The organism is Hungatella sp. SL.1.14 (assembly GCF_024460495.1).
In the GTDB taxonomy this organism is placed as follows: Bacteria; Bacillota; Clostridia; order Lachnospirales; family Lachnospiraceae; genus Hungatella; species Hungatella hathewayi.
Genome location: NZ_JANFYJ010000017.1, coordinates 1 through 14977 on the forward strand (window position 1 = coordinate 1; position 14977 = coordinate 14977).

The 14977-nt window shown below is 49.2% G+C and carries 7 protein-coding genes; 6 read left to right on the top strand and 1 reads right to left on the bottom strand.

Annotated features, from left to right (window positions below; genetic code table 11):
* The first annotated feature begins 167 nt into the window (after window positions 1–167).
* The 3 genes from NE473_RS17855 (at window position 168) to NE473_RS17865 (ending at window position 7504) form a co-directional block, all read left to right on the top strand.
* Window positions 168–5054, top strand: coding sequence for a fibronectin type III domain-containing protein (locus tag NE473_RS17855; RefSeq protein WP_196411670.1), 4887 nt, complete (start codon window positions 168–170; stop codon window positions 5052–5054).
* Window positions 5055–5145: 91 nt separating this feature from the next.
* Window positions 5146–6297, top strand: a complete 1152-nt coding sequence (locus NE473_RS17860) for a YibE/F family protein (protein ID WP_155560841.1) — start codon at window positions 5146–5148, stop codon at window positions 6295–6297.
* A 262-nt stretch (window positions 6298–6559) separates the two neighbouring features.
* Window positions 6560–7504 carry an L-lactate dehydrogenase gene (locus NE473_RS17865; RefSeq protein ID WP_055650878.1) on the top strand — a complete coding sequence of 315 codons (945 nt, stop codon included), beginning with the start codon at window positions 6560–6562 and terminating at the stop codon, window positions 7502–7504.
* A 574-nt stretch (window positions 7505–8078) separates the two neighbouring features.
* On the opposite strand, the gene NE473_RS17870 is transcribed toward NE473_RS17865, so the two are convergent.
* A complete protein-coding gene (locus NE473_RS17870; RefSeq protein WP_155560842.1) occupies window positions 8079–9755 on the bottom strand; it encodes a glycoside hydrolase family 13 protein in 1677 nt (558 codons plus the stop codon).
* Window positions 9756–9931: 176 nt separating this feature from the next.
* Here NE473_RS17870 and NE473_RS17875 point away from each other — a divergent pair, with 176 nt between their 5' ends.
* The 3 genes from NE473_RS17875 to NE473_RS17885 are packed head-to-tail and all read left to right on the top strand — an operon-like array spanning window position 9932 to window position 14972.
* Window positions 9932–12253, top strand: coding sequence for a glycoside hydrolase family 65 protein (locus NE473_RS17875; RefSeq protein WP_155560843.1), 2322 nt, complete (start codon window positions 9932–9934; stop codon window positions 12251–12253).
* Window positions 12186–13178: a LacI family DNA-binding transcriptional regulator gene (locus NE473_RS17880; RefSeq protein ID WP_256265351.1), complete on the top strand. Its 993-nt coding sequence runs from the start codon at window positions 12186–12188 to the stop codon at window positions 13176–13178. Before NE473_RS17875 ends, NE473_RS17880 begins: the two co-directional genes overlap by 68 nt.
* Window positions 13179–13190: 12 nt before the next feature.
* Window positions 13191–14972 (top strand): sensor histidine kinase, encoded by a 1782-nt coding sequence (locus NE473_RS17885; protein WP_155560844.1) that lies wholly within the window; start codon window positions 13191–13193, stop codon window positions 14970–14972.
* Window positions 14973–14977: the final 5 nt, after the last annotated feature.

Here is a 14977-nt window from a genome sequence, read left to right on the forward strand (position 1 = left end):
ATGAGGAGCTGGTTATCAGTCTTAATTACGGACGCGAGGTCCAAGGAGGAAACCGATATACCGATTGCTCCATCATTATAACAGCTTAAGCAACAAGATGGATAATTCCTTACTGGCTGTAAGGGATCTTAACCATAAATACATTGTAGTAGGAGGAAATGATGAGTGTGAAACTAAAAAGGTTGACAGCTCTTTTACTGAGCGCATGTCTGGCAGCGGGCAATATAACGACTGCATTTGGCGCGCCTGTACAGCCGGATCCGGAACCAGGGGCGAGGGTACGGACGAGCAGGCTGATATCCACAGAAGAAACGGTATGGAGATATCTGGACGATAATACGGATCCGGCGGCAGCGGATGACACGAAGGAGGAAACGCCGGGGAGCCCCAGCAACGCATCACCTTCTGACGCATCGCCGTCCAATGCGTCGGCAAAATATGGATTTTATCGTTTTGCTGCGGGCAAAAACAAAGCATCGTCGAAGACCGGCAGACTGGTCTGGACCAGTGCGGATTACGATGATTCCGGCTGGAAAGAGGCGAGAGGAAGCTTTGGGGCGAAGAAAGGTGAGATTGCAGATCTGGGAGACGGCCTGATACCCTATACTCTGTTGGCCCAGTATATAGAAGGGCCGGATGTGGCGGAAGATACGGATATTCCGGCCTATTTCTTCCGTACCACAATCGAACTGGAAGACATCGACAGCATCAGTGCCTTAAACGGCGAGATCTTCTATGATGACGCGGCCATAATCTACATCAATGGCGAGGAAGTTCACAGGGCCGGTGTTCCGGAAGGCGGTTACACACAGAATCTGGAGTATGGAGGGACAAATGCGGGAACGCCGATTAACAATAAGTTCCAGATCACAGACTTATCCATGTTAAAAGAGGGGAGCAACACCGTATCGGTAGAACTTCATCAGGGCAGAGCCAACAGCTCGGATATCTATTTTGATTTCTGCTCTCTGGAAATAGGGACGCCTGCCTCGGAATCGGATGAATTCATCACGACAGAGGGTACGGTTTGGAATTACCTGGAGAACAACACCGATCCGGCGGAAGGAAGTGAGGACCGGACTGTATGGACGTATCCGGAGTTTGCGGATGAACAGTGGAAGTCCGGAAAGGGAAGCTTCGGAGCCAAGAAAGGCGCGATTGCGGACCTTGGAGGCGGATATATTCCGGATACGCTGTTAAAGCACTACATTGACGATACAAAAACGGCGGTGCCCGCATATTTTTTCCGAACAGACATCTATCTCAACGATGTCTCCGATCTGGAAGCGCTGGAGGCGGAAATCGCCTATGATGATGCGGTGATCGTGTACATCAATGGAAAGAATGTCTATGAGGGGCAGGTACCGGAGGGCGGCTATGACAAGAACCTGGCATACGGTTCGGCTAATGGGTTGTCAGCTCCAAGCCATGATACTATTACAATCAATGACGTTTCCATGCTGAGAGACGGGGTAAATACAATTGCGGTAGAGCTTCATCAGGACAGGGCGGGCAGTTCTGACATTTACTTTGATTTCATTTCCCTGAAAGCTGCACAGCCGAAGCCATTTAAGGCGATTTCTCTGGGAGTGTGGAATGATGAGACACAGACGGCTGTTACCTGGTATTCCTCAATCGGGGAAGACGGCAAAGTGAGAATCGCAGAGAAGGCGGACATGGACGGGGATTCGTTTCCGGAGCAGGCTTTCGAGTTTGCAGCGGAAAGAGCGGAGGCAAATGACGCCGGATTCTACAGCTTCCAGGCAGTCATGACAGGGCTGAAGCCGGATGCCAATTATGTTTACCAGGTCGGCGCCGGGGAAACCTGGTCCGATATTTATGAATTTACAACACGGGATTATGAGAATGGATTTAACTTTCTGCTTGCAGGCGATCCGCAGATTGGCGCGGGAAGCACAGATACGGATACAGAAGGGTGGCAGAATACCCTGAAAACGGCCATGAAGGCATTTCCGGAGACCAGCTTCTTAATCAGTGTGGGAGATCAGGTCAACACGGCCAGCAATGAGGCGCAGTATGCGGGATACTTAAGCCCGAAGGAACTGCTGTCTCTGCCGGCAGCAGTAAATGTAGGAAATCATGACGCGGGAAGCAGCGCCTACAGCCAGCATTTCCAGGTGCCGAATGTCAGCAGTATGGGCATGACCGAGAAGACCGGGAAATTCGGAGGAGACTACTGGTATACATATAACAATGTGCTCTTTATGTCTCTTAACTCCAATAACATGAGTACGGCGGAACACCGGGAGTTTATGAAAGCAGTTCTCGATGAGAATGGTGCTGATGCGGACTGGACGGTGGTAACATTCCATCATTCAATCTACAGCACGGCCAGCCACGAGTCGGACAATGATATTATCCAGAGGCGGGCAGAGCTCTCTCCGGTATTTACGGAACTGGGAATTGATGTGGTGCTGATGGGCCATGACCATGTCTATACCAGAAGTTACATGATGAACGGAACGGATCCGATCATTCCTGAGGATGGAACAGTGCCGGAAAGTGTAACGGACCCGGCGGAAGGAGAAGTGCTTTATGTGACGGCCAACTCTGCCAGCGGCAGTAAGTATTATTCGATCCATAATAAAGATTTCCCTTATGCGGCAGTGATGAATCAGGAGAGCACTCCGAATATCACAAACGTGGAGGTGACGGATAAGTCCTTTGCGATTACTACTTACCGTACTAAGGATATGTCTGTAGTGGATACCTTTGCAATTTATAAGGATGGCTACCAGCCTCCGGAATCTGTTATTAAATCGGTTTCTCTCGGAGTAGGTGCGGACGAATCAGAGACTATGGTTACCTGGTATTCTGATTCAAAGCTGCCGGGAAAGGTACAGCTTGTAAAGAAGAGTGATCTGGCCGGCGGTGTATTTCCGGAGACAGCGGCAGAGTTTGCAGCAGAGAAGGAGAGTGCTAATGAGGAAGGGTTTTTCACGAATCAGGCAGTGATCCGCGGTTTGGAATCCTCTACAGAATATGCTTACCGGGTTGGAGACGGAACTGCCTGGTCAGATGTGTATGACTTAACGGTTCAGGATTATGAGAATGGATTTAATTTCCTGCTTGCAGGCGATCCGCAGATCGGGGCAGGAAGCACGGATACGGATATTAAAGGCTGGCAGAACACCATGGAGACGGCCGTGAAGGCATTTCCGGAGACCAGCTTCTTAATCAGTGCGGGAGATCAGGTCAACACGGCAAGCAATGAGACACAGTATGCCGGATACTTAAGTCCGAAGGAGCTGCTGTCTCTGCCGGCAGCGGTTAACGTGGGAAATCATGATGCGGGAAGCAGCGCCTACAGCCAGCATTTCCAGGTACCGAATGTCAGCAGCCTGGGAATGACAGAGAAGACCGGAAAATTCGGAGGAGACTACTGGTATACGTATAACAATGTGCTCTTTATGTCTCTCAATTCCAACAATATGAGTACGGCGGAGCACAGAGCGTTCATGAAGCAGGTGCTTGACGAGAACGGAGCCGATGCGGACTGGACGGTGGTAACTTTCCATCATTCGATCTACAGCACGGCCAGCCACGAGTCGGACAATGATATTATCCAGAGGCGGGCGGAACTCTCTCCTGTATTTACGGAACTGGGAATCGATGTGGTGCTGATGGGCCATGACCATGTCTATACCAGAAGCTATATGATGAATGGGAATGATCCGGTAGTTCCGGCGGATGGAACAGTGCCGGAGAGTGTGACCGACCCGGCGGAAGGGGAAGTGCTTTATGTGACGGCCAACTCCGCCAGCGGCAGCAAGTATTATTCAATCCATAATAAAGATTTCCCTTATGCGGCGGTGATGAATCAGGAAAGCACTCCAAATATCACAAACGTAGAGGTGACGGACAATTCTTTTGCGATTACAACCTATCGCACGACGGATATGTCGGAAGTAGACCATTTTACAATTTACAGGACAGAAGCTCCGAAGCCGCAGCCTGATGTGACGGGCGATACAGTAGCAGAGATTCTGGAAAGTCTGGATCAGGCTCTGGAACAGGCGGAGACAGAGGGAGAGAAGCAGGAAATTCTAAAGAAAGCGGCAGAGGCGGCCGAAGCACTCTCCTATGATCCTAATACAATGGATGAATCCGAAATGGATGAAATCAAAAAACTGGAAGATATGGTTCTGGCTGGCTACAGCGAACTGGCAGCTGAAACCGATGTGCAATCCAAAAAGGTAACCGGTGTAACGGTGGAAGGTGCGGCGCTCAGTGTTCCGTTAAAGGCGGGTGTCAAAGCGGCGGCTGTACTGAAGGTTAGCGATATGGAACTGCCGGAGGCTCTGGGATTTGAGACGGAAGATGTTATCGCACTGGATATTCGGCTGGACATTATAAGTGATGATCCGGAGGTGTCAGGCGGGAATATCCAGCCGAAGGTTCCGGTTAGGATTACCATTGACGCGCCGGAGGACATTGATCTAAACAGGCTGGTGCTGATGCATTACACCAATGGAGCATATGAAGACGTGAAATTTACAGTAAAAGATGGAGCGATCAGTTTTGTTGTTAATGCGTTGAGCCCGTTTGTACTTGCGGAAAAAGCGGAGGCGGATAAACCGGATGATGGCGGGGATGGTTCTGATGACGGATCTTCGGATAATGGGCCTTCGGACAATGGGCCTTCGGACAGTGGGTCTTCGGACAATGGGTCTTCAGATAATGGGTCTTCCGGTAATGGATCTTCCAGCAGTGTGCAGGGGGCATGGATTAAAGACCAGACTGGCTGGTGGTATCAGTATCAGAATAAGACGTATCCGGTCAATACCTGGGTGTCCATACAGGGAATCTGGTATCATTTTGACCAGGCCGGCTATATGCAGACCGGATGGATTCGGGTGAATGGCGTATGGTACTATCTACAGCCGTCAGGGGCCATGGTGGCTTCAGACTGGGTATTGTATCAGGATAAATGGTATTACTTTAACCAGGATGGGGCGATGGCCACTGCACCGGTTCACTATAAAGGGACAGAGTACCGGTTCGACGAATCTGGTGCGTGTATTAACCCGTAATATTTATTAAAAGCAGACTTCCGGATCGGCCAGCCGGTCCGGGAGTTTTATGATTGTTCCGGCTGACGCGGAAACAGGGAGGAAATAAGTGATGGACTGGATAAAGAAGAAGCGTATGGAGATTGGCCTGGCCGCTGCAGTAGTATTGATGATTGCGGCCATTTGTATTTATAATAAGGCAAACCCTATTACTTATACCATGTATGAAAATGGGACCATCAATTACGTAAAGGCAAGGGTGCTGGAGGTGACGGATCAGCAGCTGGAGCCGGTGGAGGAAGCAGAGGGACGCTGGCTGGGAACCCAGGAACTGAAGGTGAAACTTCTTAATAAGGGCCATTCCGGGGAAATCATTACCGTAACCAATTACCTGAGTACGACCCATAATGTTTATGCCAAAAAGGGGCAGTCATTAATTATTAAGGCGGATTGCCCTGAGGGGGTGGAACCGTTTTATTCTGTCTATAATTACGACAGAACTACAGGACTTATGATGACCGGCATTGTCTTCCTGGCATGTATGGTGCTGGTAGGGCGGGGAAAAGGAGTAAAAAGTATTCTTAGCCTGGCATTTACCATGTTTTTTATCATAGCGTTTCTTCTTCCCATGATATACAGGGGCTATTCCCCCGTACTTTTGAGCATTCTTACGATTCTTGTCTCCACGGCTGTCTCCATGCTGCTTCTGAACGGCTACAGCGCGAAGACACTGACGGCTATCGCCTCTACCATGACGGGAGTGCTGGTGGCAGCAGGGGCATTTGCGGTCATAACTGCGGTTCTGCATCTCGATGGCTATAACGAAAGTCAGGCGGAGGAGCTTTTGCTGATTTCTGAAAATACGGGGCTGAAAATCCGGTATATTCTTTTCGCAGGAATCCTGATCGCCTCTTTGGGAGCGGTTATGGATATGTGTATGTCTATTGCGGCCTCTCTTTTTGAGATGAAAAATCAGAATCCATCCATGGATTTTAAAGCGATTGTCAAAGCCGGGTACGCCATTGGAAGAGATATGATCGGCACCATGTGCGCGACTCTGGTCCTCGCATTTACCGGGACGGCCCTTACCATGATGCTGGTACTGATCTCATACGGTGTTCAGCCGGAGCAGCTGATGAATTCAGATTATATTGCGATTGAGGCGGCTCACAGTCTGTCAGGCAGTCTGGCTGTTATCCTGTGCGTTCCGGTGACTTCATTCTTATCTGCGTATGTGCTGGAACGAAATAACAGAACTAAATAAAAATAATTATCATTATCACTATTGCAAAGAGAGGAAGACTCTGCTATACTGTAACCAGATGGAAATGGCTGGAAATATCACGGCCGTTACCATTGAGTAAATCATGCAAAGGCAGATTGTCATTGAACTATAAAACAGGATATTGCATTTTCCATATGACAGGGTGCCTTTGCGGCACTCTGTTTTCCGGTTCATGAGGCTGCGCAGTCATGCCATGCCGGACGGCAGCATAAAATAAACCTGATTAGAGGAGGAGTTTATCATGATAAATATTCAGAAGGCGGCCATTATCGGCTGCGGATTTGTAGGAACATCAATTGCATTTTCCCTTGTACAGAAGGGGATTTTTTCGGAACTGGTTCTGATTGACGCCAATGAGAAAAAGGCGGAAGGGGAGGCGATGGATCTAAGCCATGGGCTTCCGTTTACGAAGCCTATGGAGATCAGGGCCGGAAGCTATGAGGATATCGCCGACTGTGCCATGATCATCATCACTGCAGGTGCGAATCAGAAGCCTGGAGAGACACGGCTCGACCTGGTCCATAAAAATGTGGAGATTTACAAGAGCATTATACCGAAGATTGTGGAGAAGAACCAGGAGGCGACGCTTCTCATCGTCTCCAATCCGGTGGATATCATGACGTATGTGGCACTTAAGCTTTCCGGTTATCCCCGCAATAAAGTGATCGGCTCCGGAACCGTTCTGGATACGGCCAGGCTGAAATACTTGTTGAGCCGTCATCTCGACGTGGACAGCAGAAGTATTCATGCATTTATCATCGGGGAGCACGGCGACAGTGAGCTGGCTGTGTGGAGTGCGGCTAACGTATCAGGGATCCCGCTGAATCATTTTTGTGAACTGAGGGGATATTTCGATCATATGGAGTCCATGGACCGCATTTACCAGAGCGTCCGGGACAGCGCATATGAAATTATAGAGAAAAAGGGTGCCACCTACTACGGTGTGGCTATGGCGGTCTGCAGAATCGCTGAGTCTGTGATCCGGAATGAACATTCCATCATGCCGATATCGGTTTACTTAGACGGGCTTTATGGACTTCACGATATTTGCTTAAGTATTCCGACGGTAGTCGGCCAGGAAGGAGCGGAAAAGGTGCTGGATATTCCGCTGGACTTAATGGAGATGGGAAAACTGGTGTATTCGGCAGAAGAGTTAAAGAAGATTATTGGAGAATTGGAGCTGTAGTGTTTGCCTGCAAATGAATCTTAGTTCACAAATCTGAATAAAATGTGGAAAACAGCTTTTCATCTTTAAAATAATGTAGATAGAATTTGTCCAGACAAAATCCGGACATAGCGAACGCACCTGTATTTGGCGTGTACGTTATGCCCGGATTTTTTTATGGCAGGCAGAAAACAAGACGGTCATGGAATATACAGGAAACCCCGCCGTTTTTATGGTATAACATCTCCCAAAATCTAATTTGGCAGCTTTTCTTTATTCTGTTGCAGATGGTGCAATCCCAGGATTCAATTTTAAGTGTCTCGTAAAGCTGGAAATATTAACGTTAATCATAGTGATATTTACGGTACTTACATATCTGGATAATCACCAGAATAGAAAATGAGCTATCCTCTCTGGCCAGAGGATAGCCCGGTAACTTAAAATTACTGTTTGTTTGATCGGCAATCATCGGTTTCTTGTTAGCCCTTGATTACATCTAGTTACATTATACACTAGGTACTTGTATTTTTCAAATACCCTTTTAAATAAAATATTACAATTCCTTGAAATATTCTTATATCGTTATCTGCTCAACCTAATCCCCTCCGAGGAATACCACAGCCTCAAACGCCCGAAGCTTCATATGCACCTCGCAGGCCGGAGCGTCTTCATAATTCCCAATCAGCCGGATCCCGTTTTCAGGAAGGCACTCTTTTGGAAGGTCAATGACAGCCGGATCTGAGAAAAAGTTAAGAACCACCAGGAGCTTCTGCCCCTGATAGCGCCGTGTGTAGGCATAAATGGACGGATGTTCTTCGCATACCGGATTGTAGTCTCCATAGACAACTACTTTATGATTTCTGCGGATACGGATCAGATCCTGATAGTAATGATAGATACTTTCCCTGTCACGGATGGCCGCTTCCGCGTTTATCTCCGTGTAGTTTGGATTGACGGGAATCCATGGGACTGCGTCGGTGAATCCGGCATTCGGGGAGGCATCCCACTGCATAGGCGTCCGGGCATTGTCGCGCCCTTTGGCGTAGATCGCTTCCATAACGTGTTCCGGATCCTCGTGAAATACCGTGACAGCCTCGGCATAATGGTTGAGCGTGTCGATGTCTTTGTACTGGTCGATGGAGTCAAACCGGATGTTGGTCATACCCAGCTCCTCGCCCTGATAGATATAAGGAGTTCCCTGGAGTGTATGGAGAAATGTGGCCAGCATCTTGGCACTTTCCACGCGGTATTTTCCATCATCTCCAAAGCGGCTTACCATTCGTGCCTGATCATGGTTATTTAAGTACAGACTGTTCCAGCAGCCATCCGCCAGGCTGGTCTGCCATTTCCCGAATACGGCTTTCAGTTCAGACAGCTTCCATTGGCGGATCTGCCATTTGTCTTTACCGACCGCATCGAGGTACATGTGCTCGAAGGTGAAGACCATGTTTAATTCATGGCGGTCTTCGTGAGTATAGAGGCGCGCCTGGTCCGTGGTGACGGAGACCATCTCTCCGACTGTGATGAAATCCCGCTGGCTCAGGATGCGCCGGTTCATTTCCTGGAGATATTCGTGGACGTGCGGGCCGTTGGCAAAGTAAGGTGTAGCCAGATAGGGGCCATCCTCGGGCATATCCGGAAGCTCCGCGACCTTGGAGATGTAGTTGATTACATCCATACGGAAGCCGTCGATTCCTTTATCCGTCCAGAACTGCATGATGCGGTACACCTCTTCCCGCACAGACGGATTATCCCAGTTCAGATCAGGCTGCTTTTTTGTATACAGGTGCAGAAAATACTGATCACCCTCCGGTTCCTTTTCCCAAGCAGAAAATCCGAAATGACTGCACCAGTTGTTAGGCGGCAGACCTCCCGGTTTCCCATTCCGAAAGAAGTAATAATCCCGGTAGGGGCCGTTTTTGTCCTTTAACGCAGCCTGGAACCAGGGATGCTCGTCAGAGGTATGGTTGACCACCAGATCCATCATCAGCTTTAGTCCTCTCTCGTGCATTGCCTTAAGCAGCTGGTCAAATTCCTCCATGGTCCCAAACTCTTCCATGATTTCGCAGTAGTCACTGATGTCATATCCATTATCGTCATTGGGAGAACGGTAGATGGGGGAAAGCCAGATCACGTTCACACCCAGCTCTTTTAAATAATCCAGTTTCCGGATAATTCCTCCCAGGTCTCCGATTCCATCCCCGTTGGAATCCATAAAGCTTCTCGGATAAATCTGATAGACAACCGCCTCTTTCCACCAGGCTTCTTTCATTGAAATCCCCTCCTTTTATCGCTATTGTAGCATGAGATGACTGATTACACAAACGTTTTCATTCATATTTGAAAAAAAGTAAATATTATATATAAAATATTTGACTTTTACGTGTAATATTGCAATAATAGAATCAGATTAGTTCCGCAAACGTTTTGGAGAAGTGAGGTGTTTTAATGGAAAAAATAGAATTGGGAGAATGGAGCGTGTCAGTGCCCCGGTGGGACCGGGCGTGGCAGCCCCAGATGGAATCGCTGTTCTGCCAGGGAAACGGGTATCTGGGGGTACGATACGCGGTGGATGAGCCGGTTCCCGGACAGAAACGCGATACGTTTATCGCAGGGACGTATGATTCCTGTTTTGGAGAGGTTTCTGAACTTCCGAATCTTCCGGATGTGATGGGAAAGGAGATTACCATTGACGGGGAGCTGCTCCAGCTGAGCGAAAGAAATCATGAGGATTACTGCGTCATGCTTCATCTGGATAACGGACTGGCAGAAAGGCGCTTTACCTATAAAACGGAACAGGGAAAACGGGTAAAGGTAAAGATGGAGCGCTTTGTGTCGTTAAAGAACCGCCACCTGCTGATGCAGAGACTGTCTTTAATTTTGGAGGAACCGGCGGAACTGGAGATCAGGACCGGAATCAACGGACAGGTGAGTAACAGCGGAGCCCAGCATTTTACGGAAGGTACGAGGCACTGTATTCCGGGAGAGCGGGAGGAATTGGTATTTCAGGCGTGGGATTCGGGGGTGCGCTTTGCCGCTGCCTGCGCTCCGAGGCTGAGTGCAGGATCATACCGCGCTTCCATTGACATGGACCGGCGCAGGATTGGGACGCTCTATCAGATTTCCGCAAAAAAGGGGGAGGAGATCATACTTGAAAATGCGGCCGCTTTTTATACTTCCAGAGATATCGAGTATTGGGACGGTGAAAGCCCTTTTGCAGATACACCTTTCAAAGAAACCGCATGTGGGAAACACAAGAGCCCTTCCATAGTGGAAGATGCCAACGCACTGGCGGCCGAAGCCGCCAATGCAGGATTCGGCCATTCGCTGAACGAGAGCGGCGAGGCGTGGCAAAAATACTGGGACTTACATGATATCCGGATTGACAGCGATGATGTATTCGATTCCTGCGCGGCCAGATTTGCCCTTTACCACCTGCGGATCATGACGCCGGTGCATGACGAGCGGATGAATATCGGCGCCAAAGGGCTGTCCGGGGAGGCCTATAAGTGCCATACGTTCTGGGATACGGAGATGTTTCTTTTCTCTTCCTGGCTGTACACAGAGCCGGAGGTGGCCAGACGGCTGCTCCGTTACCGTTATCTCACGCTGCCGAAGGCGAAGGAAAAGGCGGCTAAATATGGCTGTGAGGGCGCATTATTTCCATGGGAGAGCGCCTGGATTACAGACGGAGAGGTGACGCCGTCAGAAGGCGCGCCCGATGTGGTGACGGGAAAGCCGATTCCTATCTATACCGGCATCCAGGAGATCCATGTCAATGCAGATATTGCGTATGCGGTCCACCGGTATTTTGAGGCGACAGATGATCAGGAATTCATGGAAGAATGCGGCTTTGAGATGATTATGGAAACCGCGCTTTATTGGGCTTCCCGCGCAGAGTGGAACGAAGAAAGAAAACAGTATGATATAAACGGCGTGATCGGGCCGGATGAATACAGCGAGCATGTATCCAATAATGCATACACGAATTATATGGCGTCATGGAATATCCATGAAGCACTCCGGATTCTGGAAAGGCTCAGACAGACCGGAAGAGAAGACCTTTTAGCGGCTCTGGAACAAAAGACAGGGGCTGTCACCAGGGAGGAATGGATGCGGGAACGGGCAGAGAAGCTGACGCTTCCACAACCGGATTCCAGAGGAATCATTCCTCAGGACGAGGCGTTTTTAAGTCTTCCGGAATTGGATTTAACGCCCTTTCGAAAGGGTGGGAAAAAGATACTGGAACATTACAATGTAGAACAGCTCTGCGGATATCAGGTGTTAAAACAGGCGGACGTAGTAATGCTGCTGTCCTCAATGCCGGATCTGTTTCCTGAGGATATTATTCTTAAAAATTATCGGTACTACGAAGAACGATGTGTACATGATTCCTCCTTAAGCTTTAATGTGCACAGCATGGCGGCAGCCCGCCTTGGAATGGAAGAGGAAAGCTTTCGGTTGTTCCGGAAGGCGGCCGAAGTGGATTTAAACAGTGGGCTGACCTCGGCAGAGGGAATTCATGCGGCGGCGATGGGAGGAATCTGGCAGTGCATCGTTCTGGGCTTTGCCGGCGTATCGGTAAAGGACGGGCGTCTGTCTGTAGAGCCCCATCTGCCGAAATCCTGGTGGAGCGTGTCATTTTCGTTCGTCTGGAAAGGCGAAAGGATGGAACTGACGGTGGATCATAAGGAGGTGCGGTATGGTAAAACTGGTGGATGTAGCAAGGGCCTGCGGCCTGTCGGTGTCACAGACGAGCCGGGCGCTTAACGGCAGGCAGGATGTCAGCGAGGAGACGAAACGGCGCGTGAGTCAGACGGCCGCGGCCATGGGTTACGTGAAAAATCTCACGGCACAGACACTGTCTGCGAAGACGCCGATGCAGCTGGCGGTGGTGGTAACCGGGGTCAGTGAGCAGACGGAGAATTCCTCCTTTTTCTTTGGCATTATGCAGGGAGTGAATTCATTTGCCAATCAGAATGAATATGAGACCGTGGTATATATGATGGAGAAAAGTCCGGAGTGCTTCGAGACGTACTGCAGGCAGAGGGGCGCGGGCGGAATGATCCTGATGAACGCGGATTACGATGAACCGGCGGTTAAGAAGGTGGCTGAAGGGAATTTTCCCTGTGTCTTTATAGATATTCCGTATACAGAGGAGAGAAAGGGATGCGTCATCGTCAACAACGCCTATTACTCGAGACTTGCTGTGGAACACATGGTGAAACGGGGCAGAAAACGCATTGCCATGATTACCGGCAGCGGGCATTCCATCGTGGAAAAGGAGCGGGAAGAGGGATATATGCAGGCACTCCGTCAGGCGGGGCTTACGGTTAAGCCGGAATGGATTGTAAAGGGGGATTTCCGCTATGATATGGCTCATGAGCAGGCGGTCCGGCTCATGGAAAAGGAACCGAAAATTGACGGATTCTTTTGCGCCAGCGATTTAATGGCTCTGGGAGTTATCAATGCCCTGCGCGGACAGCATATCAAGATTCCGAAGCAGGTTTCCGTGTTTGGGTTCGACGGACTGTTAAGCAGTGAGTATGCCAGGCCCAAGCTGTCAACGATACGTCAGAATCAGAAATACAAGGGGTTTCTGGCCGCCAGAATGCTGGCGGATATTCTGGGAAATGAAGCGTATGAACCGACCGTGGTTGTGCCCTGCGAAGTATGCCTCCGGGAATCGGTATAGAGAGGTGGGAGGATGAACTGGTATAAACACATTCCGATGCAGAGAAAGATTCTGGCTGCCTGTCTCGTTGTAATCCTGGTACCGTTGACCATTCTGGTCAGTCTCATTCTGAGAAGAAGCATGGACGAGGAGATTGACAGAAGTACGGTAAATATGACTCAGGCAAACGAGATGATCGATGACAGGCTGGAAACCATTGTGAACCATTTGAAGACCACATCCGCCATGTATCTGGTCTATCCGGATATTATACAGTTTGTAAAAAATGATTTTAATATGGACCGGCCGGAATACATTACCACTTTAAGGGAACTGAGAAAAAATGTAATGTCCGCGAAAATCAATCCCTACGTCTCCAGCATTACCTATTTATCCAACGGGAACAACGCCTACAGCGGTGCCGGATATAATGAGACTTATATGAAGCGGATTGAAAGCTTTGCCGGGACCATGAAGGCGGAAAAGATAAAAAATATGTTGTCCCCGGTCTATGAGACAGTAATCAACCAGCAGAGTGTGAAGACGATCACCTACGGCTTTTCGCTGGTGGATACGTATACGTTTGAACCGGTGGGGTATGCCTTTATCAACCTGGATTTAAAACAGTTCGGGCAGAGTTTCATGGTCTTTACAGAAGATGGAAGCATGGATACCATGGCGGTGCAGGGGGATTACGTCATTTATCAGGGACCGCGCGTGACGGATGCCATGGCAGCCGGTGTAAGGCAGGCGCTTTTTGAGAAAAAGGAAGAGTTTGCAGCCAATAAAAACCAGGTGATGGACTTGAGTCTTTCCGGGGAAGACTGGAGGCTGGTGGCTACATATAATGAAGCGCTGGATTTAACCATCATCAGTATGGCGGCGGGGCGGGTGCTGAAGCTTCATATGATGCAGGGAATGGCATCCTATATCATCATTGTCGTGATTATGACCGCAGTCTTTATCGGCGTCAGTATCCTGTTGAGTGTAAAACTGACGCGGCCTATCCGGGTGCTGGAGGAGGGCATGCATCAGGTAGAAAATGGGAAACTGGTCCCTATCACGCAGGAGCTGAACCGCCAGGACGATTTGGGCCGACTGATTCACGGTTTTAACAACATGACGGCAAGGCTGAAGGAAAGTATTTTGAGGGAGTATGAATCAAAGAATTTACAGAAAAAGGCGCAGATCATGATGCTGGAGAGCCAGATTAATCCTCATTTTCTGTATAATACGTTAAATGTGATCAATTCCATTGCCATACTGGAGGACGTACCGGAGATATCCGAACTGGCGACCGGGCTGGGGGATATGTTCCGTTATAACATCAGCGGAGGAAGCCTGGTGACCGTGATGGATGAGATCACGCAGATCGAGCGTTACACCAATATTCAGAAGCTGTGTATGGCAGGACAAATCGAAGCTGTTTTTGATGTCCCGGAAGAGGTAAGAGGGAAGAAAATCCTTAAGTTCCTGCTTCAGCCGCTGGTTGAGAATTGTTTTGAACACGGTTTTTCCCGGGATAAGAGGGATGGCCGGATTAAGATTTCAGCTTCCTCACAGGAAGGTGTCGTAACACTGACGGTAGAGGACAACGGCTCAGGAATGTCGGGAGCCCGGCTTAAGCAGCTGAAGGAAAAGTGCCGGGAGCAGGGATCTCTGTGCCTGGATAAAGAAGAGACCGACTCCATCGGACTGCTGAATGTGAATTATCGTTTGAAGAATTATTATGGAGAAGAGTATGGTTTGATCCTGGAGAGTGAAGAGGGACGGGGAACAAAGATTACCATCAGGATACCTGAGGGTGAAAAATAGTCATA

Excerpts from the sequence above, each read along its gene's own strand:
- NE473_RS17860 (WP_155560841.1), top strand. The coding sequence starts at position 5,146 with ATGGACTGGATAAAGAAGAAGCGTATGGAGATTGGCCTGGCCGCTGCA.
- NE473_RS17865 (WP_055650878.1), top strand. The coding sequence starts at position 6,560 with ATGATAAATATTCAGAAGGCGGCCATTATCGGCTGCGGATTTGTAGGA.
- NE473_RS17870 (WP_155560842.1), bottom strand. The coding sequence starts at position 9,755 with ATGAAAGAAGCCTGGTGGAAAGAGGCGGTTGTCTATCAGATTTATCCG.
- NE473_RS17875 (WP_155560843.1), top strand. The coding sequence starts at position 9,932 with ATGGAAAAAATAGAATTGGGAGAATGGAGCGTGTCAGTGCCCCGGTGG.
- NE473_RS17880 (WP_256265351.1), top strand. The coding sequence starts at position 12,186 with ATGGTAAAACTGGTGGATGTAGCAAGGGCCTGCGGCCTGTCGGTGTCA.
- NE473_RS17885 (WP_155560844.1), top strand. The coding sequence starts at position 13,191 with ATGAACTGGTATAAACACATTCCGATGCAGAGAAAGATTCTGGCTGCC.